The sequence below is a fragment of the Geomicrobium sp. JCM 19037 genome (assembly GCF_000698105.1).
Taxonomy (GTDB): domain Bacteria; phylum Bacillota; class Bacilli; order Bacillales; family Marinococcaceae; genus Geomicrobium_A.
The window spans coordinates 109,149-134,704 of the sequence record NZ_BAWZ01000006.1 but is presented as its reverse complement, the minus strand read 5'-3'; the positions used below and the strand labels follow the sequence as shown (position 1 = coordinate 134,704).

Genomic DNA, 25,556 nt, shown 5'->3' with positions numbered 1-25,556 from the left:
ATCAAACCCGAGCCTGTAACTAAAGGGTAAATGATCGGTAATGTTAATACGAGTATTGAAACGCCTTCCATGAACATCCCGAGTATAAACAAAGCGATCAAAATGGCCGCTAAGACGACATACGGGTTGAGCCCCCAGCGAATGATTTCCTCCGACACGAAACTCGGAATGCCTGAGATTGCTAAAAACTGCGAGAATAATGTTGCGCCTATAATTATCATAAAGATCATACATGTAAGTCTGACGGACTCGTCAAGTGATTCCAGCAGTTGCGTCATCTTAAAGCGCCCTAGAATCGTAGCAACGATGAGAGAACTCATCGCACCAACACCACCGGCCTCTGTCGGTGTAAACCATCCGAGAAAAATACCTCCGATACTGACGAGAAATATGACGAGAAAAGGCCACGTGCGTTGCAACGCACTGAAACGGATTCGCCAAGATGAGCGTGAACTTTTTTTACCTTCTGCATCCCGGCTAAATTTCACAATTAAGTACACCGTTAGCATAAATAGCACAGTCATCAACACACCAGGGAGAATCCCCCCGATGAGCAACTGCCCAACTGATTCCCCCGTCAACACCCCGTAGAGAATGAGCACAACACTTGGCGGAATAAGTGCTCCGAGCGTTCCTCCTGCCACGACACAAGCGGTGGATACTTTCGGGTCATATTCATAACGCTTCATCTCTGGCAAAGCGACTTTTGCCATCGTCGCTGTCGTTGCACTCGAGGAACCTGAAATCGCCGAAAACACGGCACTTGCACCAATCGTTGACATCCCAATCCCTCCCGTGAAGTGTCCGCCCCATTTATCAACGGCACGATAAAGATCTTGGGCAAAACCACTCATGGAAAGAATCATCCCCATAAAGATAAACATCGGTATGACACTTAAGCTGTAGCTCATGGCTGTACTGACGGGTGTTCTACCGAGTTGTGCTAAAGCCGCACCTGGTTCTGCTAGTACGAGATAGCCGCCTAAACCAACGAGTATGAGCGCTAACCCTACATGAACATTCATGAGAATGAGTAGGAACAGCAAAACGATACCGATGAGTCCAATGATTTCAGGAGCCATGTGCTTGATTCACCACCCGGTAATAAGATTTTAAAAGCTCGACGATTAGCGTCAAAGCAAAAACGATCACAGCAAGCGCCGCTATAATGACAACCAAATAGATCGGTAACCCCAGATCATTCGTAACATGTGCGGCTGTTCGATTTGCAAAAATGACCATATTTACACTGACCAATATGAGCAAAACAAACAATGTGGAATACGTGAAAATCGCAATGATTTGCTGTGTTCGAAATGAAAACTTCCCAACAAAAAAGTCGATTGAAATATGATCCTTTTTTAGTTGTGTAAAAGATAAGCCTAAAAAGATTAACAACGCCAACCCTAACTCAGTGAGTTCGTACGTTCCAAGAACAGGTCGAATAAAATAACGACCGACCACATCAAAAAATGTTAGGAACATCATGCCTAAAAGAATAAACGAAGCAACGTAATGACTCCATTTGCTCACCCTATGAACCCCGTTTTCAAACGACACCACCCATGCAGGCATAAGTTTTCACCCCTTTCATCGTTAGTCGTCATCCAAATTCAGCAGCTCTTCATACATTTGATTTCCAGGAGCGCCGAGGGCATTGGCTCGTTCAATCCATTGTTGTGACACTTCAGACATCGCTTCTTCCCACACTTGCCAATGGTTGTCTCGCACATGGACAACTTCAATGCCATCATCTTCTGCGATCTGCCACGCATCTACTTCATCTTTGTCATATGTCTTTCCGGCAACCATACCCCAATCATCGGCTAATATATTCTCAATCGCTTCTCGATCTTCATCTTGCAAAGCATTCAAGCTATCCTCGTTGTAAACGACAAAATGATTTGCCGTAGAGAAATCCCCTCTAGCAATATAGTTCGTCACTTCATTCGTTTGGTAATTCTTCATCACAGATGCAGGTGCATATGCTCCGTCAATGACCCCTCTTTGCATCGATTCATATACTTCACCGAAAGGCATCGATACAGGAATTGCGCCTAATGATTCAAGAATTTCATTCGCTATAGATGACGGGCTCCTTATTTTCAACCCTTCTAAATCTTCTGGATTTTCAACTTTCGTATTGGATGTGAGAATTTGATAGGGCTCAACGCTAAACAACCAAGCAATGTTCGTTCCCTCATGTTCTTCTTCAATTTCTGGATATTCTTCAAGCAAATGCTGGAGTATGGCCGTTGATTCCTCAGCGCTTTGTGCAATATTAGGAAGTTCAACGACTTCAGTTAGGGGAAAAACACCTGGGGTGTACCCATGCATACCAAGAGCAAAATCGCTCGTACCGTTACTGCCATGTCATATTGATAATCGGCCGCCCCTAAAGAATCTCCGTAATACACATCAATTGACACTCGCCCATCCGTAGCAGCCTCTACTTCTTCAATAAATGCCGACAAAACGTCCGTATTTTGTGAATGCATTGGCGGTAAAAAAGATGTAAGAACCAATGTTTCGCTTCGCTCTTCCGCGTTCGTTTCTACATTCTGACAGCCTAAAAGGCTCACCATCCCAACGGCGCACAGTGGAATAAACGTTTTGTATTTCATACAACCTCCCAAAGTAAGCGTTTTCAATTTACGAATGAACGGTCGTTCGTAAATAGTTACACTTACTTTATCAAAGGAAGCCCCCGGTGGCAACCCTGTAAATGATAAATATCTATTTCTCTTTGAAGTTGGCAAAAGACGTTGTATGATGTACACATACAATCACTAATTTTGGGAAGCAACACGTCTATTCTTTTTTACGTTGCCAGCAAATCCCCACTACACTCCGTATATCTCGCGAATATATACGAACTTTTCAAATGTAGAGATCCGTGTATGTTTTGATTTAAAATGAGGAGGTCAAATCCTATGAATAAACATTGTGCTGCCTTATTTTTTCAAAACCAACGACTCACTCATCAACATACAACGTGTAACCTACGAGGTGTCATAAAAAAACTCGGTGGTATTCAATGTCAAAATACGGATACCCCTCTCCTATCACTCAGGCTAGAGGAATAGACCTCTCCTACAATGATTTAATGAACTATTACAAACATGAGAGCATCGAACGTATTTGGACGATCCGAGGTACATTGCACACGATTGTTTCAGAAGATTGGCCAATTTATCAAAAAGCATTCGAAAGCGAGTGGCTGCAGCGCTGGAGTAAATATATGAAAAACCATATCGATCGCGACCTACAAGATCAACTAGAGAAATGGGCACTTGGAGTGCTTGAAGATGGTCCCAAGCTTCAGAAAGAGCTCCTGGATAAAGCAACAAGTACATTTGGTGATAAGGAATTCGTGAGATATGCCTTTAGTTCTTGGGGAGGAATAGTAAAATCCTTATGTTATCAGAATAAAGTATGCCTTTCCTTGAACGGAACTCATTTTATGTACATGTTGAGACGAGATTCCAATAGAAATGAACGTACGCAGTTAAGTTCAGACGCGGCATTGAAAGTCATTTATGATCGTTATCGTGTAAGTTATGCACCTTTTACGATAAACGATTTCGTACACTGGAGCGGCACTACAGTGAAACGAACGAAAAACATCGTTCATGAAAATTCATCTAACAAACAGCCGAGTTCAATTGAGAATAACAGAGGCAGTGTAAACGTAAGAACCATACCAAAATTCGACCCTTTTGTCGTCTCTCATAAAAACAAATTTTATATCGCCGAAGAGAATATACCTCGCATCTATAAAAAGGCAGGTCATATTGAGGCCGCTATTCTTAATAACGGTGTGATTGTTGGGTATTGGAAGAAAAAGAACAATCGCCTTGATGACTTTATGATGTTTAACGACAATGAATGGCTTAAAGATCATGTGATTCGTGAAGCCAAACGAATGAAGCTGTTAGATTCGACTGAGAAATAAATTCAAAACGCTATAGTTGAATTTGCACTAGTCTCTGTTCCCTACGCACGGCGCCGGCAAATTGACTGCACACTTGCCATCCCATCGTGGTCGCGCGTAAAGTCAAACCATGGTCACTTTTATGTAGCTATCCACTGGACACTTAACCTCGCCAACCACCTCCTAACTTTCTTTGTGTGGCCGTTCAGGTCAAAAATGATGAATCTCCATCGCCTGTTTTAAAAGACGAGCTTCCCTCCTTTCTGACTGGAAATCCACCTGTGATGGATCGATGCATATCGTTGTGTCTCTATGTGTTTGTTCTCTTCAAATGCAACGTCGGATTCAACGTCTTCATTACACTAAAAATTTTAATTTACGACCATTGATAAATGAGAATTCCCGCTGCAACCGCTACATTTAATGACTCGGCGTTACCAAAGATGGGGATGGTCACATTGTGATCCGTACGTTCGAGCAAATGAGGTTGCACACCTGCTCCTTCATTGCCTAAGACGAGAGCAAACCCTTCATGATTTGGAGTAAAGGTACGGTAATCTTTACCTTCCATCGCTGTACCTATAATTGTTTTGCCCTCTTCTCTTAATACGGTCATTTGCTCCTCAAGGTCTTTGTATTGAATCGGGATATGAAAAATGGCTCCTTGCGAAGATCGAATCACTTTATCATTGTATGGGTCCACGGTGGCATCACTTAATACAATTCCAGCCATACCTGCGGCTTCGGCTGTGCGAATTATTGTGCCTAGATTTCCAGGATCTTGAACACCGTCAACAAGCAGAACATTTCCATCTCTTGGCCTTGATGGCTTTTGCATGATACAAACCGCCATCCATCCTTGAGACGTTTGCGTCGAGCCGATTGCCTGCATCACCTCATCCGTGACATCTAAGATGTCTATGGAGTTGTCCATCTTAATCGGTTTGGCACTTTCACCTTTAATAAGTAAGGATGCTTGATTTGCCTCTACTGCTTCTTCTACTAAATGTGGACCTTCCACGAGAAATTGTTGTTCTTTTTGTCGGTATTTCTTTTGCCATAATTTCTTAATTTGTTTCATTTTTGCATTGCTCACAGATGTGATCAACCGTCTCACTCCTCAACGATGTATAAGATGACCCTGATCACCTCATCCTATACTGAAGCTAGCTTATAGTGAAGGAGGAAGAGTGATGGGATTGAATTTACGCCATGCGATCTTGGATAATGTGTCGGGTAGTGATGCTTCACAAATTGAAGCGACCATTACCGATGCGATCTCCAGTGGAGAAGAAAAAATGCTACCAGGTCTCGGTGTATTGTTTGAGGTTTATTGGAATGAAGCCGATGAAACCCAAAAGCAACAAGTGATTGACCAAATTAGCTCAGGAGTAAAATAAATGTGGAAAACACCCCAAAATGGGGTGTTTTATTTTTTACTTGAATGTGAGTGTTTTTACCGTTTCAGCGTCTAGCTTCTTAATGACTGAGACGATTAGCTTCGCAGCATTCTCAAAATCGTCTTGGTGGAGAATGCCAGCGTGCGTATGAATGTAGCGCGTAGGAATACAAATTGACAGAGCAGGAACCCCGTTGGCCGTAAGTTGAATCGCACCTCCATCAGTACCTCCAGCAGCCATCGCATCAAACTGATAAGGAATGTTCTCATCTTCTGCAGTATCGACTACGAGGTCGCGAAGGCCTTTGTGAGAAATTAACGATGCATCGTAAACGAGAATTTGTGGACCTTTGCCAATTTCAGCTTGGGCATCGGATTTTGATACGCCTGGCGTATCACCCGCAATCCCCACATCTACTGAGAATCCAATGTCAGGTTCGATGGCTGCCGCTGAAGTTTTCGCACCACGAAGACCGACTTCCTCTTGCACAGTACCCACACCGTAAACTTCATTCGGATGATCTACATCTTTAAGTTGTTTGAGCACTTCAATGGCAAGCGCACAACCAATACGGTTATCCCACGCTTTTGCCATGAGCAACTTCTCATTGTTCATTACTGTGAAATCACAAATTGGGACAACTGAGTCGCCAGGCTTTACACCAAAAGATTCGGCTTCTTCTTTGCTTGAGGCACCGATATCAATAAACATATCTTTCTTATCGACCATCTTCTTGCGCTGTTCGGCTGGTAAAATGTGTGGTGGTTTGGAACCAATCACACCGACTATATTTCCTTTTTTTGTCATAATGTTCACACGTTGTGCTAACATTACTTGCTCCCACCAGCCGCCAAGTGGTTGGAACTTAATGAATCCTTTGTCGTCAATTTGTGTTACCATAAAACCAATCTCATCTAAATGTCCAGCGACCATTACTTTCGGTCCGCCAGCCGTTCCCGTTTTCTTTGCAATTAAGCTACCAAGATTATCTGTTGTTACTTCATCAGCAAACGGCGTTATGTATTTTTGCATGACTTCACGAGATTCTCGTTCATTACCCGGAACACCGTTGGCATCCGTTAGATCTTTTAACATTTGTTGTGTATTAGTTAAATTCGCCATGAGAGAAGCCTCCTAGTTTTTTCACAATCTTTCTATAGTATACCTATAATCACGACTTCCCTCAATCCCTAGCGACCTTGAGGTTTGTTTTTTGTTCAGATGTGGAAAAGGTAATTAAAACTTCTCTCTTTACTTTTGAAACATTTCATCCGTTCAGGACGTACATTAGGTACTGACCATTGAGAAGAGGAGGGTCAATCGATGAATGTCATTTTCTTTCTATTTATAGCGATCGCTTTCTTCATCCTCGTATACTCCGCTGTTCGATATATACGTGACCCAAAGCACCAGCTTGAGAAAGCTCATAATAAACAGCAACTGTATTTATATGATCACCAACAAGACGCTAGAAAAAACTTTCTCATTACGTATAAAGGTGTCATGTTTGAAGGCGAGAAATACATCGGTACAACAGATGACGGATTTGAAGTCGTGCGCATTTCATTAGACCCTAAACGAATTGAGAACATTGAAGGTTTGCATTTTGAAGACTTTCAATTTATTGAAGCAGAAATTACCGTTGTGTATCCACATGCCACCATCCAGTGGAGAAGTCCGGTTAAACAATTAATGAACAAGAAAAAGAAAAACCAAGTAGAAGCAAGCCATTAACGGCTTGCTTTTTTGATTGGACAAATTGTGCAAAAGACGTTCGTCACTTCCCAAACAGGGGATAGATAACGTTGAATGATTTTCGAGAGGATATGATGCTTAGCCGACAGCAACTATAGGCGTTAAAGAAACCGGAAAATCAATGGATTTGACGATGATATAGAGGAAGAAAAACAGCCAAAGTACGGAAATTCCGATGATTTCTAAGCTCATGCCGCTCGACCTCCCGAATTATGCTCCAGATCTTTTTCAGTTGTTACTGAACATCCACCGTAATACGACAACCGTTCCGATTCCGAGAATGAGATAGAGCATATCGAAAAAGTACGAAGATGAAGCCTATGCAAGGGCGCGCATTTGTTTCGTGACTTATTATAGTGAGTATGTATTATATGTTGGTGTCGATGATTATAAAGAAGAGTCAATCTACTACAATACAGCTCATAATCTTTCAACATTTAATTTGGTGAGATTCAGTATTGACTCAGAGGGTTTATAAGGGGGCACAAGTTATTTAAACTTAAACGTAACATTTATTTAGACACACCGTTTATATTTGTAGGAGGTAATATGGTGAAACGTTATGCACTTTTCGGTGTCGTTGCCCTTATACTCGTCGGTTGTGGAACGGGAGAGACATCGTCAGATGATGTAGCACAAGCACCGTGCTTTCGTACGATCTCATTACCCCCGTCGTTAACGTTGCATACACGACATCACCGGATGAGTTTGTCGACGAAGCCGATTACGTTCTTCATGTTACGGTAAGCGAAACTTTTGAAGAACGAAAATTCAAAATTTCTTATCATACTGACAGTCCTGAAGATGGAATGGAGGAATTTTTCACCGAAACCGAAGTGGAAGTGCTAAATGTATTAGACAATCGTTCGAAGAATGATATTGCTGTAGGGGACAATCTCCACGTTCGCGAACCATATGTGCTCGAGGGCGATCGAATTCTTCACTTGCTTGATTCACACGCCCCGTTGCAAGCAGAAAGCGAGTACATTCTTTTATTAGAAGACAGCGATGTCACGCTCGGCACCTGGACGACATTCAACGTTGACGGTTCCGACCCTTATAATTTTCTGTTTCATCCGGATGAGAGGGAACGTCTAGCTGAACGTTTAGCGTATCATGATCCAGATGACGTTGTTGAGCCTATGAAACGTTAATGGCGAAGAGTGAGTCGCATGCGTATTACGCGGAGAAACTTGCGGATCGTATTGATACAAAACTTGACATCTACGAACAGCTGCGAGATCGTTACAGCTGGTAGGGGTATGGCTGTTCGGGGAACAATTTTCTCTAGAAAATAAGAGTAAGGGCACTCAAAATGTGCCTCTACTTTTTTCTGGCTCTTACACATGAGAAACTACGTTTTGTTGAGCCGATCGTCATTGAATATACTATGTTTAAGGAAGGGCGACTGACGATCAGTAGTGCATTTTGAGAAGTGGAAACCCCGAGCATGGAAGCCGTATTTTCGTCGATGCTTATTATTCATGGAATCGGGGAAGGAATAAGAATCCTATCTGCGCGAGTTTTATTACTGAAAATGAAATTGGAGGATTCTTTCTTGTTCATCATGGGGACGGAAGACCACTCAAGAGACTTTTGAACATGAGCGATTACGCATCCATTGACAAATTAACATGATAAGTGTTGCTAAATTGTAAGATTGAAAGCGCATTACCAACAAATCTGAATTTTTATACGTGTTCATAATGTGCTACACTGGGTCTTATTCAAAATTGAAACAGCTAGGAGCTTCAGAAATGAACACTTCAACACTCTCCACTAAACAGATCTTTTTTATCGGACTTATGCTTTTTTCCTTATTCTTCGGTGCAGGAAATCTAATCTTTCCACCATTCCTTGGTTATGAAGCGGGTGAGAATTTTTGGTTTGCAATGCTCGGCTTTCTTCTTTCTGGTGTGGGTCTACCGATACTCGGAGTCCTTGCGATTGTTTATACAGGGTCTGACGATGCTGAAGCGATAAGTAAGCGGGTGCACCCGTTGTTTGCGACACTGTTCACGACTCTTACCTTTCTTGCAATTGGCCCGCTGTTTGCCGTACCGCGAACAGCCGCTGTTTCTTACGAGATCGGTGTGACGCCATTTTTAGATACGATCGGAGCCTTTTCATTACTTGTATTCTCACTCCTATACTTTGCGATCGTCTACTGGCTCGCAGCGACACCTGGTAAATTTATTGATCGGATTGGCAAGATCATTACACCTTTTTTACTCGTTGTCCTCGCCATTCTTTTGTTTAGTGCGGTTTTTGGGCCTCTGGGTTCTTTTACAGCACCAACAGATGTGTATGATCAGTTCGCCTTTTTCTCTGGTTTCACTGAAGGATACTTAACGATGGATACGATTGCTGCATTTGTCTTTGGTATTCTCGTACTCGAAGCCATTCGTTCTCAAGGTGTAAATGACCCCATACACACGCGTAAAATCACTTGGAAAGTGAGTATTATGCTGCGCTGTTGCTTTCGATCATTTATACCGGTTTAGGCTACCTTGGCGCAGTAAATGCTAACGTTTTAGGGGATCATGAAAATGGTGGACAAATCTTGCAACTGACTGCTTTTGAGTATTTTGGACTGACAGGAAACGTCCTTCTTGCTCTAGCGATCATCTTAGCTTGTATTCCAACGGCCGTTGGATTAATTGCCTCATGTGCTCGCTATTTCAATCGCTGGTTCCCATCGGTTTCATATCGATTGTTTGTGTTTATCCTTACTCTTTTTAGCTTTTTCATTGCAAATATGGGACTCGACACACTCATCTCCTTTTCGTTACCGGTTCTTACGTTTATCTATCCAATCATTATCGTACTCATTGTGCTAGCATTTACGCACAACCTCTTCGGAGGAAGAACCGCAGTCTATCGCTTTTCAGTCACGCTTACAGCCATCGTTAGCGCAATGGACGGTCTAGATGAAGCGAACCTGCTACCAAACTTCCTTGATGAATTAAGGATGCTTTTACCTCTTTCACAACTCGACCTCGGCTGGGTCGTTCCTGCTTTAGTCGGTGCGGCGATTGGGTATTTAGTGTCTAGAAAACAAAGGAACCATACAACGTAGTTAACACTCGCTACGCGCACTTATAATGAGGGTGAAAACCCGAACAATCGCCGGCAGAACTCATCTTTGATTCTGCCGGCGATTGTGGATTTGGAGTTGTCTCTGGAAGCGTATGCCCTATTTGTCGAGAGCGTGCACTCCTCTGTCGATTGAGTGCACATCTTTGTCATAAGTGTGCACTTCCATGTCGAAAGCGTGCACACATCCAGATCAAGCGTATTTGATGTTCATTTCTTTTCTAAATAAAACCGCAAAACGCACGTCTGCATGTTGGTGTTATAGCACCGGTGAGTCGTATTCAACTTCACTACGTAGTAACGTACGTGTAATCATTCTTTTATCCATATAAAAAACCAGCCCGTAGGCTGGTCTTTTATAGTTCTGCTTTTGCTTTGTCAGCAAGTGCTGTAAATGCTTCTTTGTCGTTGACAGCAAGGTCAGCAAGCATTTTACGGTTAATATTAATATCCGCAAGTTTAAGTCCGTGCATCAAACGGCTGTACGAAAGTCCGTTAATGCGTGCAGCGGCATTAATACGCGCAATCCAAAGCTTACGGAATTCACGCTTACGATTACGACGATCGCGGTATGCATATTGTCCTGATTTAATAACTTGTTGCTTCGCTGTACGGAACAACGCATGTTTCGAACCGTAATAGCCTTTGCGAGCTTTAATATCTTCTTGCGACGACGACGTGTGACTGTTCCACCTTTTACTCTTGGCATCGTCAATCCCTCCTCTGGTTACCTGTTTCCGATTATTTTTTGTATGGGAGTAACGGCTCAATGCGTGACTGATCACTTTTGTCCATTACTGCTTGTTTGCTAAGGTGACGCTTTTGCTTTTCTGTTTTGGCAGCAGCCAAGTGGCTTGTGTTTGCATGGCCGCGCTTTAATTTCCCTGATCCTGTACGCTTAAAGCGCTTCGCAGCACCGCGGTGTGTTTTCATTTTTGGCATGGTGTTTCCTCCTTTACACATTACATGTTGAGCAACGCTCTACATATTTACTTCTTATCGTCTGCCTTTGGTGCAAGAATTAAGAACATACTGCGTCCTTCCATTTTCGGATGTGTTTCCACAGTCGAAAGGTCTTTACATTCGTCAGCAAGACGGACTAATACTTCACGTCCTATTTGTGAGTGGGTAATGGCACGTCCACGGAAACGAATTGCCGCTTTCACCTTGTCGCCCTTCTCTAAGAACTTACGTGCATTTCTAAGCTTCGTATTGAAATCATGCTCTTCAATGTTCGGGCTTAGGCGCACTTCTTTTACGTTAATGACTTTTTGCTTTTTACGAGCTTCTCGCTCTTTCTTCTGTTGCTCATAACGATACTTTCCGTAGTCCATAATGCGACAAACCGGTGGGTTTGCATTAGGGGCAACAAGAACGAGGTCTAATTCAGCTTTCGATGCTAGTTCAAGCGCTTCGCGCTTTGGTTTCACACCTAATTGTTCGCCATTAGCGTCGATGAGACGCACTTCACGTGCACGAATCCCATCATTGAGCTTCATATCTTTACGAATCGTGAGCCACCTCCGTCAAATTTAAAGCGATATGAATCTAAACATGCTCACAAAAACAGTTTTGCACACAAAAAAGCGGGGCCGTAAACATACGGCGCCCGCTACTGCCATCACGTTCGATTGCATACCTGGTAACTGCCGAAGACTTCGACGCTTTGCAGGTGAGAAGCGGGCGCTTCTGCTTGAGTGCAACATGTTCAATACTTCATAACTATACAGGATGGTTAGGCTATTGTCAACGCCCTACACCCATTTCCTACCGTATGCTACTTACGAGCTTCTGCTTTTATTTGTTCAACAAACGCATCAAGAGGTTGCGACTCGGTGTCCGTTTCCCCGTATTTGCGAATGTTCACTTCCAACGCATCTTGTTCTTTATCTCCTAGAACGAGTGTGTATGGAATCTTCTTCGTTTGGGCTTCGCGAATCTTATAGCCAAGTTTCTCTTCACGTACATCGACTTCGACACGTACACCCGCTTTTTGTAATGCTTCTTTCACTTTTTCTGTGTACGTTTTGTGCACTTCCAAAGAAACCGGAATGAGCTGAACTTGTACTGGGGATAACCACGTCGGTAAAGCGCCCTTGTACTCCTCAATGAGAAAAGCGACAAAGCGTTCCATCGTCGACACAACCCCGCGGTGAATGACGACTGGACGGTGTTCTTTCCCGTCTTCACCAATGTACGTCAAGTCCATTTGATTTGGTAGATGGAAATCTAGCTGAACTGTAGAAAGCGTCTCGTCTTTCCCAAGAGCCGTTTTCACTTGCACGTCTAGTTTAGGACCGTAAAAAGCCGCCTCTCCTTCAGCTTCTACATACTCTGCACCTGTTTCATCCATTGCTTCTTTTAGAAGAGCTTGTGCTTTGTCCCACATCTGATCGTTATCAACATATTTCTCTTTATCTTCTGGGTCGCGGTACGATAAGCGGAAATAATAATCATTTATGCCAAAATCGTTGTACACATTTTTAATGAGGTCAACGACGCGCAAAAACTCTTCTTTCATTTGATCTGGACGACAGAAAATATGAGCATCATTCAACGTCATCCCACGGACACGTTGCAATCCTGCTAATGCCCCGGACATTTCGTGACGGTGCATTGTACCGAGTTCTGCAATGCGTATTGGTAGTTCGCGATAGCTATGCAGACTGTTTTTGTAAACCATCATATGGTGTGGGCAGTTCATCGGACGGAGAACGAGGTCTTCATTGTCCATTTCCATCGGCGGGAACATGTCTTCATGATAATGATCCAATGCCCTGACGTTTTGTACAAATCTACACTACCTAAAACCGGCGTATACACATGATCGTAGCCAAGTCTCTCTTCAAGATCAACGATGTAACGCTCGATTGTTCTACGAATGGTGGCGCCTTTAGGAAGCCAAAGTGGCAACCCTTGACCCACTTTTTGGTTCACGGTGAAGATCTCCAACTCTTTACCGAGTTTTCGGTGATCCCGTTCTTTCGCTTCTTCTAATAAACGCAAATGCTCATCCAGTTCTGCTTGTTTCGGGAAGGCAGTTCCGTAAATTCGTTGCAGCATTTGGTTGTTGCTGTCGCCACGCCAATATGCACCTGAAATGTTCATCAGTTTTACTTTCTTTAGTTTGCTCGTAGATGGCACGTGTACCCCGCGACACAAGTCCGTGAACTCACCTTGTTCGTATAACGAAACCGTTTCGCCTTCTGGAATCGCATCAATGAGTTCCAACTTCAAATTATCACCGATGTTCTGAAAATATTGCTTCGCTTCTTCTCGAGAAACAACTTTTCGAACGATCTCATGATTCTCATCCATAATCTTGTTCATTTCTTTTTCAATTTTAGGCAAGTCTTCCGGTGTAATTGTATGCGAAGTATCAATGTCATAATAAAAGCCACCTTCAATGACTGGGCCGACACCGAAATTCGCATCAGGGTACAAACGCTTTACTGCTTGTGCCAAAGTATGAGCGCTACTATGACGCAACACGTCAAGACCTTCTGGATCTTTATACGTATAAATTGCGATCCGGCCGTCACTTTCAATCGGCGTACGCAGATCGACCAACTGGTCATTCCATTTCCCTGCGACTGCTTGTTTTTTAGACCCGAGCTAATTGAACTTGCAACTTCTTCCAACGATGTGCCCACATCAAATGACTTCATAGCACCATCTGGAAATGTTAATTGAATTGATTCTGCCATCTTTTCATCTCCTTTAATGTAAACACGAAAAAACTCGTCCCTAAAAAAGGGACGAGCTATACCCGCGGTTCCACCCTCATGCATCAACAAATTAATTGATACGCTTGAGACCGGTTAACGCCCGGGGTACGGCAGCAAATACTCATTACACTTGTTCTTCGCTGCAGCTCCGAGGGGGTGAGCATCAAGACCTTGGATGAAAAGCTTTCAGCCGATGGCTTTTCTCTCTGAAATCTGTATCTTGAGCCCGTGTCCTCTTCCGTGCCATTTCAATGTACCGATATTATATAGTGAATGTGAAGAGTTTGCAACCTACACTTCTAACGCCTCTCGTAAGTGAGGATTTAAATGGGTTAATTCCTTTATACATACGCTTCTAAAATGCCATTCATTGCAACGCTTACATTCAGCGATTGCTTGATATAGGAAGCTGTCATCTTCTGTCATTCTATATTGAAAATAGTACAACGTTGCGCGGTCCCACTCAGATAAAGCGTTCGTATTTAATGATTTAATTTTCTGAACAGAATCATTGTGTTTTTTTTGACTAATTAAATAAATGACATGCGAAAGCTGGTTTACTGGCAATGACTCGTCAAGTGAATAATGTTTATTCACACCCCAATACGAATACAATAAGTTTGCACTTCGTTTATTTAAGCTAACGAAACGTTCTAGTGAATAGGGGTTGTTCATCCCTTCCGTAAAATAGTTCTCTGCTTTTTGAAAATCAGAGAACAAATAAGAACGTCCCATATGTAACGAAAACCAAGATTGTAGCGCCGGTCGATGAATGTCATATAATTGTTTCAAGTAATGCCTAGCTTTCTCAAGCTGATTAAGTTGAGTATAGGATACCCCTAGTAATACGTGTATCCTCATCTTATAGCTCTCCGCCATGTATTCTTCTGTCAAAAAGGCAATGCTCTTATAAGCAAGCTTAGAGCATAGCGTAAACAACGAATGTTCTCCTTCATGGGCAAAAAGATAGGCCATGGAAATGTATTTGAGTGTATACGTTTCATCTGTCGGAGCTGGAAGTTTGGAGATATTCTTAACCATATCTTCATCAGGAGAAAGCTGCACTTTCATCTGTTGCATAATCTTATAGTATTGCGCATAAATTACGCTCTCCGCATTTGAAGCGTCCAACATGCGTTCTATATGTTGATCGTGAAGGTGTTGCATTTCAATAGACGTATACTCTAACGCATAGCGGGCATTTTTGCCGTTTACGTCCAGAGAAGGTATGTACGTTTCCATAAGTTCGAAAATACGATCCGGGAATGCACCTCCGTCACTTTCAACAAGGTGGCAAACGATTGAAACTCGCGCGCGGGATGGTTAACAAATTTGTAGATAGGTGTCGGATTGGAATAACCTGCCACCTTCGCTAACGATTGTGCCAACGTGCGATCTTTATCCATCGCTTCTCGTAATGCTTCTTTCAGCTTACTCATTCCCACTCCACCTTCCAAAATTACATACGGCGCACCGATTCAATCAGCCTCTACTCATTAGTTTATTCAGTTCGACGTGAAACGGCAAGTGGTTTCCATCAATGCCAACACAATCCGACAGAACTACTATCATTTCTACAAAATTCCCTATGATTTGTCACTGTCAAACGGTTCCTCAAAGTTGTCTTTTTCTTTATTGACGAGTTTTGAAGCATTAATTCCGTGTTCGACTGCCACTTAATCACATAGTAAAGGGCAATAAAATTAAGAACGATCATTCCAACAACGAATAAAATATCCACAAAAACAACTCCTTTATGTGTGCAGTACCCTCCATTGTTGAACGAAAAACCTATCTGCATTATTTCCCGGGAAACAATGAACAAAACTGAGGGAGTGTAACCCATAAGGTCTTAGAATAGACTTTGGGTACAGCCCCTTTTTCTATTAATGAATTTCGTAACTTAGATCCGTTACAGCTTACCGGATATCTATAACTAGTGGGGTTTTTGATTTCCACTACAGGCGGATGCTAGTCGTTCAGATTATACGTGCGACATTGGCGGCAAGGTGCTGCACCCCTGCACCGTGTTTACTTGACACTCAGAGTGTAGGGCAACCACCTCATCGTACCGCCCAAGTTGACCGGTTCCCTGTGCGGAACGGAGGACCTAGTTCCAAAGTTCACCGATTGGAATCAGATTCAATCAAAAGTGATCAATTTGCCTATTTCTGATTCCAATCGAAAGGCATCTACTTCCAAACATTCGTTTATGGAACCAGGTTCAACACTTTAAAGAAAATGAAAAGCCATCTAGTTCCAAAGCGATGTTCATTGAGTCGCACGCCTTGTTCCGAACCCTGAATTGAAAACCCAAAATTCAGTCGGCGCGAGTCGCGCCGACTCGAGAACGATTTCGGTTCGGCCTCGCCGGTGCCGACGTGTCGTTGGCACTTCAGCCTGGAATCTGCGCTCCAGTTGGAACAAACCGCGCAGGAGTTTAGCGGAATGAGCGCTAAAGATCGCTAAAAAGAGCAAACTTGATCGCAGAAAGTGAAAACTAGCGCGCACAATGTGAACCATTCCCTGCCCCACCCAGTATAAACACCATTGGACTGATTTCGCTTTTATCATAACGGTCCATTCGTATGAAATAACGAGGGAAATTCCACATCCGAACGTCCGATGACCTTCATTCTATATAGATTATATGACGTGCGAGGCTCATCCCGGCACTGCTCCCGCAGAAGGCACCGCATTTCGTTCTCATCAGTCGGAATATACCACAATTTAAAGAAATGGAGGGTCTTGCCCGCCAAAACGCTACACAGAAAGAACATACATACAAAAATTGGAGTACAGATCAAAAACGATCTGTACTCCAATTTTACTTTAGAGGCTTTTGAGACAACCCCCTCAGCAATTTTATTTTTGTACGTTGTCTTCTTTATCGAGCCAAATCTCTCCATCTTTATACGTCATTTGTTCAGGGTATCTAAGGTTAATCACTTCTTCTTGGATCTCTTGTGAAGGTGCTTTTGTCATTAAGGAAACGACGATACACGTAATCAAGTTAATCGGTACACTAAAGATCCCAGCTCCTGTATCACCGACACCGAACAACGTGAATCCATTCATTGCCATAAAGATGTACCCGAGCGTTGTGCTCAGACCAATTAACATCCCGGCAATCGCCCCTTGCTTGTTCATACGCTTCCACCACACCCCTAGGAAGAGGACAGGGAAGAACGTCCCACCAGCAATGGCAAAGGCCCAAGCGACAATTTGTGTAATGACCCCTGGCGGGTCAAGCGCCAACAACCCAGCAGCAATCGTTGCTAAAAAGATCGCAATACGACCGGCCTTTAACCGCTTTTTGTCACTAGCATCTGGGCGCAATAAGCGGAAGTATACGTCATGAGCAATGGATGAACTGATCGTAATTAACAGTCCCCCTGCAGTAGATAAAGCGGCTGCCATCGCTCCGGCAGCAACCAAACCGATAACAAAAAGACCTAGGTTTGCAATTTCTGGAGTGGCCATAACGACCATGTCTTGAGAGACGGTAATCTCTTGCCAACTTAGAATTCCATCCCCATCTGTGTCAGCTACGGACAATAAGCCTGTATCAACCCAACGATCCACCCATGCCGGCAATTGATCCATCGGTTGACCGGCAACTTGTGTCATCAGAATAAAGCGCGAAAATGCGGCGTATGCAGGTGCTGATAAATATAACACCCCAATGAAAATCAGCGCCCAGGCACCACTCCATCTTGCTGCCTTCATTGTAGTTACTGTATAAAAGCGCACAATAACATGAGGTAGAGCTGCTGTACCTAGCATAAGTGTAAACATGAGAGCAATGAATTGACTTTGTGTACTTTCTGAGAACGGAGCAAAATATTCAGTGAGCCCTAGTTCTCGGTCTATTGCCCCAATCTCATCGATAACATTACCGTACGTCAACCAAGGAAGCGGGTTGCCCGTCACTTGTAGTGACATAAAAACAATCGGAATGACGTAAGCAATAATTAAAATGAGATATTGGGCAACTTGTGTCCACGTAATCCCTTTCATCCCACCGAGCGTTGCATAAATGGCAATAATCCCCACACCAAGTAATACACCAGCCCAAGTAGGAATTGCAAACAAACGTCCAATTACAACCCCTGAACCGGACAACTGTCCAATTAAGTAAGTAAAACTAATAATACACGTAGCTACAGCACCAATTACCCTTGCTGTATCGCTTCGAAACCGGTCTCCAATAAACTCTGGAACTGTAAAACGCCCGTATTTACGTAATTGAGGTGCAAGTAAAAAGGTTAAGAACAAGTATCCTCCTGTCCAACCCATGATATATGGAAGACCATCGTATCCAAGAATCATTACCGTACCTGCCATACCTATAAACGAAGCGGCACTCATCCAGTCTGCACCAATCGCCATCCCGTTCCAAAACGGAGGTATTCCTCTTGATGCTACATAAAATTCTGACGTTTCTTTCGAACGTGTATAAATCGCAATTGTAATATATAGAGCAAAGGTAGCTAAGATCATTCCTACAGAAACTAGTGTTTGCGTATCCACATAATCCTCCTCCCGACATTCACATCACTTTATTCGTCTAATGTTCTTCCGCTTGAAGCCACAATTCTTTCATTCTCAGAATCATCAACTCCGTACTTCGCATCTAATCGATCATTCAGTACAGCATTTAAGATAAGCAATACGATAAACACGAGTACTGAACCTTGCGCGCCCATATAATAGTGAAGAGGCATTCCCATGAAAGAAAATTGCGAGAAGAAATCTGCAAATAGTGCTACACCAAATGAAACCGCACAAGCAACTACAAGAAAAGAAACAATCATAACTATACGAATTTTATAATAATTTTCTGCGTCTTTACTTGACACTTTAATCATCTGAAATCCTCCTCATCGATTACCGTAAACCAAAGATAAAGGTGATTGTTTCACGAAACGATAGCGGTACTTGGATAATGGAAACGAAAAGGTAGAGACCAATCGCAGCAATGGGCACACCCAAATAGATCGGTTGTTTCCTTCGTACCGTTAGAAAAATACTAGCAATGACAATTCCCCAAAAAAGAATAAGGAGCATCAAATCATTCCCCTCTTTTACAAAAAAATGTTAAATAAATTTCACTTTACTACACTCAAGAAACCGCTTACAATATAAGCATGTCCTCCCTTCCAGCAGTGCGAGTTGTACTTAGCTTACATGACAGAAAAATGAGTGTCAATTTATATTATTTTAACTATTTACGAAACATAAATTTCCTCCATAAAAAATACCCGTCGCGAGTTGCGATCGAGTATCGAGCTATAGCATGTTTTTGCATCTCACTCTGCTACGAGTTTGTCCGCCATTTGTTTTTGTAGCAATTTTCTATAAAAGGTCTTATCTATACAAACTCCCACTGCTCAAAGGCGCGTAGGTTTATTCTCTCTTGGAAGATGTTACGAAGTGTCAAAATCACACCGTCATCCCGGTCAGTGTAAACATAAAGTCGTTTTGGTGCGAGACTTGCGATTGGACTTATAATGCGTTCTTTCGGAAGCAGTCCCTCTTCAAAGACAAGAGTGCCATCCGTATGGTGTGTTCTTCTTGCAAGTCCCCACTCTACACCAGATTGATCACAAAAGCGGAATTCCGTTTGATTCGGATACCATAGATGAACTTCTGTACATTGTGGTTCTGAACTTTCTACATAAGACCTAAGCTGTTCTACAATCGTCTGATATTCTTGTTCAAGTGTATACTCTTCCAAAACGGCTGCAGTTAAATCATCTAAATAATGAATATAACTTCCAATGCAAAAGTTTAAGAAGGGGTTCCATTGAAATACGGAGTACTGTTGAAGGTGCCGATATACACAATGATAGAGCGCATCAACACGTTGATTCACTCGCTTTCCAATGGGAATCTCTGTTCTTTCACCTGATAGTATGGCTTTCATCAATTCCATTACTTGTTCTTGTTCGGTACGGTCTTTCAATGCATGACTTTTTTTAAATTTTTGGATCATCAATTGGCTTTCATAACGCTCTACAATCTCATCGGTTAATATCGTAGCCACATACGGAACAATTGATTCTAACCATTCATCACTCGTTCCTGAATGTTGAACACGTAATTGTCCTTCTTGCTGCTCGACGGAGAAATCAGCGGCGATTTCCCGAATGCTTCCTTTTAGTCTTTCATAAACACTTACACTATTAATGCCATCATTAAATTCAATGGAATGCACACCCAAGCCCCCTCTGTGCCTTACGTCAATTACAGTACGCGTACCGTTCAGCGCTTCACTCTGATTCATCATATGGCTTATGAGGGACAAACATGCCAATAAATTGGTATAAAAAGAAGAAGTCGCTAGGACTTCTTCTCGATCAAGTGTTTAGTTTTGCATTTCAAAGTCTCGGGATACTCGTTCATCTTCAGCAAATACGTGGCGTGTATTATACTTCGTGTCACGTACGGCAGGCGTTTTACCTGCTTCACGAATAATGTCTAGCGCCCGGTTATTGTTTACTTTGTGTGTAGTCCCTGCTGCAGACACTACGTTTTCTTCGATCATTGTACTTCCAAAGTCGTTGCAACCAAAATGTAAAGAACGCTTACCGGTTTCTGGTCCCATCGTTACCCATGAAGATTGGAAGTTCGGGACATTATCTAGAAACAGTCGACTAATGGCTACGTTTTTCAGATAACCGTTCGGGGTAATTTTCTCCCCTTTCATACGGGTATTATCTGGTTGGAATGTCCACGAGATAAACGCTAAGAAGCAGTTCGTCTCGTCTTGTGCATCTCTCACTCGTTGTAAATGCAGGGCACGTTCTTCATTAGATTCGCCAAATCCGATGACCATCGTAGCTGTTCCGTGCATGCCAACTTTCTTAGCTGTCTTCATACATTCAATCCATTGTTTCCAGTCAATTTTCAGACGGCTTACAGCCTTACGATTCTCTTCTGTAAGAATCTCTGCCCCGCCACCAGGCAATGAGTCTAGCCCTGCATCTTTCAACGCTTGCAACACTTCTTCAAGTTCCATGCCCGAAACATCCATCATCTTATAAATCTCAGCAGGTGAGAATGAGTGCATCGTAATGTCTGGGAAGCGTTTTTTAATGTTTCTTAGCAGGTCGGTGTAGTATGTAAACGGCAAATCAGGATTCGTTCCACCTTGCATAAGAATCTCCGTTCCACCTACATCAACGGTTTCCTGGATTTTGTTAAAGATTTCTTCGTCGGAGAGAACATAGCCTTCCTCATGTCCTGGTGGGCGATAGAACGCACAAAAACGACAGTACGTATCACAAAAGTTCGTATAATTTACATTCCGTCCGATGACGAACGTCGTAATCGGATCGGGATGCCACTTTTTCATCATTGTATCCGCAGCTTTTCCGAGCTTCTCCATTTCTTGTTCGTTGTTCTCATCAACTTCATATAGCCTAACCGCATCTTCCATTGTCAATCGTTCCCCAGCCGTTGCTCTTTCAAGGATGTGATCGATACTCATGAAGACTCCTCCTAATCCCGAATCAAATTCTATTCAACATCTATCGTAACATAGTGTGTTTCTTTGCTGCGACAATCTTTGCTCATTCATGTGTGGCGTCGGTTTCTTCCCGCTACAAAAAGTTCTGTCGTTTGCGGTCGAATTCGTTCCATTACCCGCTTAGCTTTCAAGCGTTCTTCTCCCCCTTTTTGGGAGAAACTCAAGTGATCTTCTAATTCATCATAATCCCAATTAGACGTAAACACCGTTGGTAACTTTTCTGTCATGCGGTATTGTAAGATCACACCTAAAACATCATCGCGCACCCAACTTGACATCGTTTCTGCTCCTAAGTCATCGAGTAGCAACACAGGTACACGCTTAACCGCTTCTAATTTCTCAGTGACGGTTCCATCGGCAACCGACTGTCGCATTTCTCGAAAGAACTCAGGAACGTAGACGAGCATGGATTGGATGTTTCTTTCTGCAAGCGTGTTCTGGATGGCCGCTGCAATATACGTTTTGCCGACGCCAAACATTCCGTGCAAATAAAGGCCTTCACCTTGCTCACCTGGATGGGTTTCATTAGCAAACCGAAGTGACTGAATGACAGCTTTTCCCCTTGTATCATCTGATTCATCCCAATCAATCGCATTAAAAGAAGCCTTTTTAAACTCTTCGGATACGTACATGCTTTTGACAAGCCCTTCTCGTACTCGCCTTGCATCATGTGCTTTTTTACTCGGGCACGGTAGGTACCGCATTTGAATTTGACCATTTTCAACATAAAGCTCAGGCTGATGCCCACGCATCAAGTTTGTGCAACTATCCAAGCTCGTACACCGATCACAGTCGATACTTGCACTTTTGTATTCATATAGCTGTGAAAGTCCTTGCTGAATAGCTCCATCTTCTAACTCATCCTGATGCGTTTGTAACCATTGCTCAATTCGCTCGTCTTGAAACAAACGTTCACTCGTTTGTTTCAACCTCGAATTCCAGCCACTCTCATTCATATACTTTCTAATTGAATCACGAATCGGTTCCATTGTTTACTCCCCACCTCCTCGTTGATATTGTTCCAATAAAGATTCAAATGCTTGTCGATCTTCTTTCGTTTTCTTTTTCTTTGTATCTTCGCTCGTTTCCTTAGGCTCTTCTGTCAACCACTTCGGTAATTTATCCTGCCTGTTTGACCCTTGATTACGTGCTTTTCGCGGAGCCGCTTTTTGAGCATTGGTTTGTTTATGCTTTGCATCTTTACGGTTTTTGTATTCCTGTTTAGCAAGGCGCATCGCTTCTTCCACGGTTTTAATCCGTTTTCTCGACCAATGACCCGCAATCTTCTGCACGAGAGCAGCGTCAAGCTTTTTATCGTTCGTTCGCATCACATAATCAATGAGTGTGTTCGCTACACCTGGCGAAAATTGATAATCGTGAACGAGTGACTCTGCTAAGCGTAAGTCTGCAGGGGATACAGAAGCACCATCAGATAGACTAGTAAGAAGGTCCAGTGGAGAGATTCGCTCGTAGTACTGTACCATCTTATCATCTTCACTTACGGGTTGTTTACTTGAATCTTGACTCGCTTTACTCGTACGCATCCCAAGTTTTGGCGGGGTTTGCCCATGGGTCGTCCGATACCAATCCTTCACTTTCAACCGTAAGCGTTCTGTATCAATCGTGTCGTCACCTACCATTGCCTCGACGAGAAAACGACTCATCGTCTTTTCATCAATTTTGTAGATAAACGCCAGTTGTTGTACAACGACTAACACTTCGTTCGTAAGCAACTTTTCTTGTAAAAAGAATGGAGGCAAAAATGTCTTTAACGTAACCGGATCAAGAGGTTCTCCTGCAATGACCGGCTGTTCAGTCTGTCGACTTGTGGCTGTGTCCACATGCTCGTCAACAGGATCTTGTTGAAGCTCAGAATCTTTTATCGCTTGGAACACATCATTAAATGCCACCGTTTTATCTTCCCATTCACCGGTAAGTTTTGAAGTACTAAATCTTCTTCGAACTTCTTTAAATCGGTTTCTTCCAATGCGATTTTGCAGGAAAACACCGAGCAGCGGATCCTCCAAAAATTCTTTCGCTGATAACGGTGTCTTTAAATCATAAACAAACATCCGGTCTTCACCGTCGTTTTGGTGTTGCATAAGCGTCGTTAGCAGCCCAATTGCTTCTAGTTTTTTGCGTGCTTCTAAAATCAAATGCATCTGTTCGCCTAAAGTAACCATTAATTCACGATGCGTGCTTCCTTGACACATATACGTGTCTCTTTCCAACCGATAGTATAACGTTAAATAGACATTAACGGCCAAAGCGCCAATTAAAGGTTGGTATAACAGCACCAGTGCTTTTTGGTCCATTTCCGAAAACGGTCCCATCATGCGCACACGATATCCATCAACGGGCCGAACTTCGCTCCATGTCCAAGACAAAACCAACACCTGCTTTCTCTTTCTACACACAAAAAGGCCCTTCAGCGGAATCGTTCACTTCTTGGCCCCTTCATCACTGCGATTCATAAGATCTTTCAGTTCATCAATAAACACATTAATATCTTTAAACTGTCGATACACAGACGCGAAGCGGACATATGCCACCTCATCGACTTCGGACAGTTGTTCCATGACTAATTCTCCCACTCGGCCGCTTTGTACTTCTAGCGCCGGGTCGCTTCGCAATTGCTTTTCAGTCTCATGCACAATCTCTTTAAGCGTATCCATGGATACCGGCCGCTTCTCACAGGCGCGAATCAATCCTCTAAGCATCTTATCAGGACTAAATTCCTCACGATTACCGTCTTTTTTCACGACGATCATCGGCGTTTCTTCGACCGTTTCATATGTCGTAAACCGATGGGAGCATTCTTCACATTCTCTGCGTCGACGGATTGAACGACCTTCATGATGCGGCCTTGAATCAAGCACTCGTGTACCATTCGAGTGACATACCGGGCAGATCATTGTTGGACTCCCCATTTCTTTATCATTTGCATTCTACTCATACTATACCATGTCTTGAACAGCTGTTCCATTCCGAGAAAACATGAAAAAACACAATGAAAACGTAACGTCTTCATTGCGCCTTAATGTTAACCTTTAATAGCCGTCGTCTCATTGATCTTCTTACCAATTAACTTGACGAGGTCTACGACACGGCATGCATAGCCCCATTCGTTATCATACCATGCAAATACTTTTACTTGGCGCTTATTCATGACCATTGTCGACATGCTATCTATAATCGATGATCGATCATCTCCGTTAAAATCAATGGAGACGAGAGGGTCGTCACAAACACCGAGAATGCCTTGCATTTCTTTCTCTTCTGCAGATCGAAATGCTTCATTCACTTCTTCTGCAGTCACATCACTTTGCAAGTCGCATACTAAGTCAACGAGCGAAACGTTAGGCGTTGGTACGCGCAGCGACATCCCGTTCAGCTTCCCTTCTAAATGAGGTAAAACGAGGGAGATCGCTTTTGCTGCCCCTGTTGTAGTAGGGATAATCGATTGCCCACAGCTTCTCGCTCTGCGCAAATCTTTATGTGGGTTATCAATGTTCTTTTGGTCATTTGTATACGCATGAACCGTTGTCATCATACCACTTTCCACACCAAACACGTCATCAAGTGTTTTCACGACAGGTGCTAAGCAGTTCGTCGTACACGACGCATTGGAAATGACGTGATGATGTTCATGGTCATAATCCTCTTCGTTTACACCCATAACGACCGTCACATCTTCATCTTTAGCAGGAGCCGTAATAACGACCTTCTTTGCACCTGCTTGAATGTGCATGCCTGCGGTTTCACCCGTGACAAACTTGCCCGTAGCTTCAATAACGACATCCACGCCAAGCTCTTCCCATGGCAGTTCCAATGGATTGCGATTTTGAATAAGGCGAATTTCTTTACCATCTACAATAAACGCATCATCAGTTGTATCAATTTGAGCACTAAATTTCCCATGTGTGCTGTCATGTTGTAACAAATGTGCGAGGGTTTTTGGAGAATGCGTTGCGTTCACTGCAACGATTTCAATATCATCTTCGAAAAAGGCGCGTCTAAACGCCATTCTGCCTATTCTTCCAAATCCATTGATCGCAACTTTTGCTTTCATCTCGGTGCCCCCTAATATGATATACTAATCATTCTTC

23 protein-coding genes, 4 pseudogenes and 1 other annotated feature are annotated in these 25,556 nt (G+C 43.0%); of the genes and pseudogenes, 5 read left to right on the top strand and 22 right to left on the bottom strand.

Annotated elements, in window-relative coordinates:
- The 4 genes from JCM19037_RS05400 to JCM19037_RS05385 form a co-directional block, all read right to left on the bottom strand.
- Positions 1-1,082, bottom strand: a 1,082-nt coding sequence (locus JCM19037_RS05400; RefSeq protein ID WP_042398657.1) for a TRAP transporter large permease, incomplete at its 3' end; no start/stop codon positions are given.
- Positions 1,072-1,575, bottom strand: coding sequence for a TRAP transporter small permease subunit (locus JCM19037_RS05395; protein WP_042398655.1), 504 nt, complete (start codon positions 1,573-1,575; stop codon positions 1,072-1,074). The genes JCM19037_RS05400 and JCM19037_RS05395, both read right to left, overlap by 11 nt.
- Positions 1,576-1,596: 21 nt before the next feature.
- Positions 1,597-2,337, bottom strand: a complete 741-nt coding sequence (gene dctP / locus JCM19037_RS05390) for a TRAP transporter substrate-binding protein DctP (RefSeq protein WP_042398653.1) — start codon at positions 2,335-2,337, stop codon at positions 1,597-1,599.
- Complete coding sequence (locus JCM19037_RS05385; RefSeq protein ID WP_042398650.1) at positions 2,304-2,624, bottom strand: hypothetical protein; 321 nt, start codon at positions 2,622-2,624, stop codon at positions 2,304-2,306. The genes dctP and JCM19037_RS05385 overlap by 34 nt, the downstream gene beginning before the upstream one ends.
- Before the next feature lie 413 nt (positions 2,625-3,037).
- Here JCM19037_RS05385 and JCM19037_RS05380 point away from each other — a divergent pair, with 413 nt between their 5' ends.
- Entirely contained in the window at positions 3,038-3,955 is a 918-nt protein-coding gene (locus JCM19037_RS05380; protein WP_081829080.1) for a DNA glycosylase AlkZ-like family protein, read from the top strand.
- A 355-nt stretch (positions 3,956-4,310) separates the two neighbouring features.
- Here the strand turns inward: JCM19037_RS05380 and JCM19037_RS05375 are convergent, their stop codons facing one another.
- Entirely contained in the window at positions 4,311-5,042 is a 732-nt protein-coding gene (locus JCM19037_RS05375) for an RNA methyltransferase (RefSeq protein ID WP_052363575.1), read from the bottom strand.
- A gap of 85 nt (positions 5,043-5,127) precedes the next feature.
- Between JCM19037_RS05375 and sspI the strand changes: the two genes are divergently transcribed.
- Positions 5,128-5,334, top strand: a complete 207-nt coding sequence (gene sspI, locus JCM19037_RS05370; RefSeq protein WP_042398645.1) for a small acid-soluble spore protein SspI — start codon at positions 5,128-5,130, stop codon at positions 5,332-5,334.
- 36 nt (positions 5,335-5,370) lie between these two features.
- On the opposite strand, the gene JCM19037_RS05365 is transcribed toward sspI, so the two are convergent.
- Entirely contained in the window at positions 5,371-6,456 is a 1,086-nt protein-coding gene (locus tag JCM19037_RS05365; protein WP_042398643.1) for a M42 family metallopeptidase, read from the bottom strand.
- A gap of 201 nt (positions 6,457-6,657) precedes the next feature.
- On the opposite strand from JCM19037_RS05365, the gene JCM19037_RS05360 reads away from it, so the two are divergent.
- Positions 6,658-7,068 (top strand): hypothetical protein, encoded by a 411-nt coding sequence (locus JCM19037_RS05360; protein ID WP_042398640.1) that lies wholly within the window; start codon positions 6,658-6,660, stop codon positions 7,066-7,068.
- 32 nt (positions 7,069-7,100) lie between these two features.
- On the opposite strand, the pseudogene JCM19037_RS24010 reads toward JCM19037_RS05360, so the two are convergent.
- Positions 7,101-7,281: pseudogene (locus JCM19037_RS24010) on the bottom strand (cytochrome d ubiquinol oxidase subunit II); the annotation flags it as partial.
- A 452-nt stretch (positions 7,282-7,733) separates the two neighbouring features.
- Here JCM19037_RS24010 and JCM19037_RS05355 point away from each other — a divergent pair.
- Complete coding sequence (locus tag JCM19037_RS05355; protein WP_042398638.1) at positions 7,734-8,243, top strand: hypothetical protein; 510 nt, start codon at positions 7,734-7,736, stop codon at positions 8,241-8,243.
- Between the two features lie 552 nt (positions 8,244-8,795).
- Positions 8,796-10,168: pseudogene (gene brnQ, locus JCM19037_RS29895) on the top strand (branched-chain amino acid transport system II carrier protein).
- Positions 10,169-10,541: 373 nt separating this feature from the next.
- Here the strand turns inward: brnQ and rplT are convergent.
- The 15 genes and pseudogenes from rplT to JCM19037_RS05270 all read right to left on the bottom strand — a co-directional run bounded on the left by rplT (position 10,542) and on the right by JCM19037_RS05270 (position 25,519).
- Positions 10,542-10,894, bottom strand: a pseudogene (gene rplT / locus JCM19037_RS05345) (50S ribosomal protein L20).
- 32 nt (positions 10,895-10,926) lie between these two features.
- Entirely contained in the window at positions 10,927-11,127 is a 201-nt protein-coding gene (gene rpmI / locus JCM19037_RS05340) for a 50S ribosomal protein L35 (protein ID WP_042398635.1), read from the bottom strand.
- A 47-nt stretch (positions 11,128-11,174) separates the two neighbouring features.
- Positions 11,175-11,684: a translation initiation factor IF-3 gene (gene infC, locus JCM19037_RS05335; protein ID WP_042398632.1), complete on the bottom strand. Its 510-nt coding sequence runs from the start codon at positions 11,682-11,684 to the stop codon at positions 11,175-11,177.
- A 75-nt stretch (positions 11,685-11,759) separates the two neighbouring features.
- Positions 11,760-11,886, bottom strand: a sequence feature (ribosomal protein L20 leader region).
- Positions 11,887-11,962: 76 nt separating this feature from the next.
- Positions 11,963-13,892, bottom strand: a pseudogene (gene thrS, locus JCM19037_RS05330) (threonine--tRNA ligase).
- Between the two features lie 312 nt (positions 13,893-14,204).
- Positions 14,205-15,155 carry an AimR family lysis-lysogeny pheromone receptor gene (locus JCM19037_RS05325; protein WP_042398629.1) on the bottom strand — a complete coding sequence of 317 codons (951 nt, stop codon included), beginning with the start codon at positions 15,153-15,155 and terminating at the stop codon, positions 14,205-14,207.
- Positions 15,125-15,352, bottom strand: coding sequence for a hypothetical protein (locus JCM19037_RS05320; protein WP_042398626.1), 228 nt, complete (start codon positions 15,350-15,352; stop codon positions 15,125-15,127). Before JCM19037_RS05320 ends, JCM19037_RS05325 begins: the two co-directional genes overlap by 31 nt.
- Before the next feature lie 1,426 nt (positions 15,353-16,778).
- Entirely contained in the window at positions 16,779-18,446 is a 1,668-nt protein-coding gene (locus JCM19037_RS05310; protein WP_042398623.1) for a sodium:solute symporter family protein, read from the bottom strand.
- 29 nt (positions 18,447-18,475) lie between these two features.
- On the bottom strand, positions 18,476-18,784 hold the full coding sequence (locus JCM19037_RS05305; RefSeq protein ID WP_042398621.1) for a DUF4212 domain-containing protein: 309 nt from the start codon (positions 18,782-18,784) through the stop codon (positions 18,476-18,478).
- 19 nt (positions 18,785-18,803) lie between these two features.
- Positions 18,804-18,983: a hypothetical protein gene (locus JCM19037_RS05300; RefSeq protein ID WP_042398619.1), complete on the bottom strand. Its 180-nt coding sequence runs from the start codon at positions 18,981-18,983 to the stop codon at positions 18,804-18,806.
- Between the two features lie 304 nt (positions 18,984-19,287).
- The gene (gene ytxC / locus JCM19037_RS05295) at positions 19,288-20,133 is read right to left on the bottom strand and encodes a sporulation protein YtxC (protein ID WP_042398618.1); all 846 of its coding nucleotides are present in this window, start codon (positions 20,131-20,133) and stop codon (positions 19,288-19,290) included.
- A gap of 150 nt (positions 20,134-20,283) precedes the next feature.
- Positions 20,284-21,408, bottom strand: coding sequence for a cyclic dehypoxanthinyl futalosine synthase (mqnC, locus tag JCM19037_RS05290; protein WP_042398616.1), 1,125 nt, complete (start codon positions 21,406-21,408; stop codon positions 20,284-20,286).
- 86 nt (positions 21,409-21,494) lie between these two features.
- Positions 21,495-22,436 carry a primosomal protein DnaI gene (gene dnaI, locus JCM19037_RS05285; RefSeq protein ID WP_042398614.1) on the bottom strand — a complete coding sequence of 314 codons (942 nt, stop codon included), beginning with the start codon at positions 22,434-22,436 and terminating at the stop codon, positions 21,495-21,497.
- Between the two features lie 3 nt (positions 22,437-22,439).
- The gene (locus JCM19037_RS05280; RefSeq protein WP_152548953.1) at positions 22,440-23,834 is read right to left on the bottom strand and encodes a replication initiation and membrane attachment family protein; all 1,395 of its coding nucleotides are present in this window, start codon (positions 23,832-23,834) and stop codon (positions 22,440-22,442) included.
- 54 nt (positions 23,835-23,888) lie between these two features.
- Positions 23,889-24,362: a transcriptional regulator NrdR gene (gene nrdR, locus JCM19037_RS05275; RefSeq protein ID WP_042398612.1), complete on the bottom strand. Its 474-nt coding sequence runs from the start codon at positions 24,360-24,362 to the stop codon at positions 23,889-23,891.
- Between the two features lie 128 nt (positions 24,363-24,490).
- Positions 24,491-25,519 carry a glyceraldehyde-3-phosphate dehydrogenase gene (locus tag JCM19037_RS05270; protein WP_042398610.1) on the bottom strand — a complete coding sequence of 343 codons (1,029 nt, stop codon included), beginning with the start codon at positions 25,517-25,519 and terminating at the stop codon, positions 24,491-24,493.
- Between the last annotated feature and the right edge of the window lie 37 nt (positions 25,520-25,556).

Bases quoted from the DNA above. Each gene is read 5' to 3' on its own strand.
- JCM19037_RS05300 (WP_042398619.1), bottom strand. From the start codon at position 18,983: ATGCTCCTTATTCTTTTTTGGGGAATTGTCATTGCTAGTATTTTTCTA.
- dctP (WP_042398653.1), bottom strand. From the start codon at position 2,337: ATGCATGGGTACACCCCAGGTGTTTTTCCCCTAACTGAAGTCGTTGAA.
- nrdR (WP_042398612.1), bottom strand. From the start codon at position 24,362: ATGATCTGCCCGGTATGTCACTCGAATGGTACACGAGTGCTTGATTCA.
- JCM19037_RS05320 (WP_042398626.1), bottom strand. From the start codon at position 15,352: ATGAGTAAGCTGAAAGAAGCATTACGAGAAGCGATGGATAAAGATCGC.
- sspI (WP_042398645.1), top strand. From the start codon at position 5,128: ATGGGATTGAATTTACGCCATGCGATCTTGGATAATGTGTCGGGTAGT.
- mqnC (WP_042398616.1), bottom strand. From the start codon at position 21,408: ATGAGTATCGATCACATCCTTGAAAGAGCAACGGCTGGGGAACGATTG.
- JCM19037_RS05385 (WP_042398650.1), bottom strand. From the start codon at position 2,624: ATGAAATACAAAACGTTTATTCCACTGTGCGCCGTTGGGATGGTGAGC.
- infC (WP_042398632.1), bottom strand. From the start codon at position 11,684: ATGAAGCTCAATGATGGGATTCGTGCACGTGAAGTGCGTCTCATCGAC.
- JCM19037_RS05365 (WP_042398643.1), bottom strand. From the start codon at position 6,456: ATGGCGAATTTAACTAATACACAACAAATGTTAAAAGATCTAACGGAT.
- JCM19037_RS05270 (WP_042398610.1), bottom strand. From the start codon at position 25,519: ATGAAAGCAAAAGTTGCGATCAATGGATTTGGAAGAATAGGCAGAATG.
- JCM19037_RS05395 (WP_042398655.1), bottom strand. From the start codon at position 1,575: ATGCCTGCATGGGTGGTGTCGTTTGAAAACGGGGTTCATAGGGTGAGC.
- JCM19037_RS05360 (WP_042398640.1), top strand. From the start codon at position 6,658: ATGAATGTCATTTTCTTTCTATTTATAGCGATCGCTTTCTTCATCCTC.
- dnaI (WP_042398614.1), bottom strand. From the start codon at position 22,436: ATGGAACCGATTCGTGATTCAATTAGAAAGTATATGAATGAGAGTGGC.
- JCM19037_RS05325 (WP_042398629.1), bottom strand. From the start codon at position 15,155: ATGGAAACGTACATACCTTCTCTGGACGTAAACGGCAAAAATGCCCGC.
- rpmI (WP_042398635.1), bottom strand. From the start codon at position 11,127: ATGCCAAAAATGAAAACACACCGCGGTGCTGCGAAGCGCTTTAAGCGT.
- JCM19037_RS05305 (WP_042398621.1), bottom strand. From the start codon at position 18,784: ATGATTAAAGTGTCAAGTAAAGACGCAGAAAATTATTATAAAATTCGT.
- JCM19037_RS05380 (WP_081829080.1), top strand. From the start codon at position 3,038: ATGTCAAAATACGGATACCCCTCTCCTATCACTCAGGCTAGAGGAATA.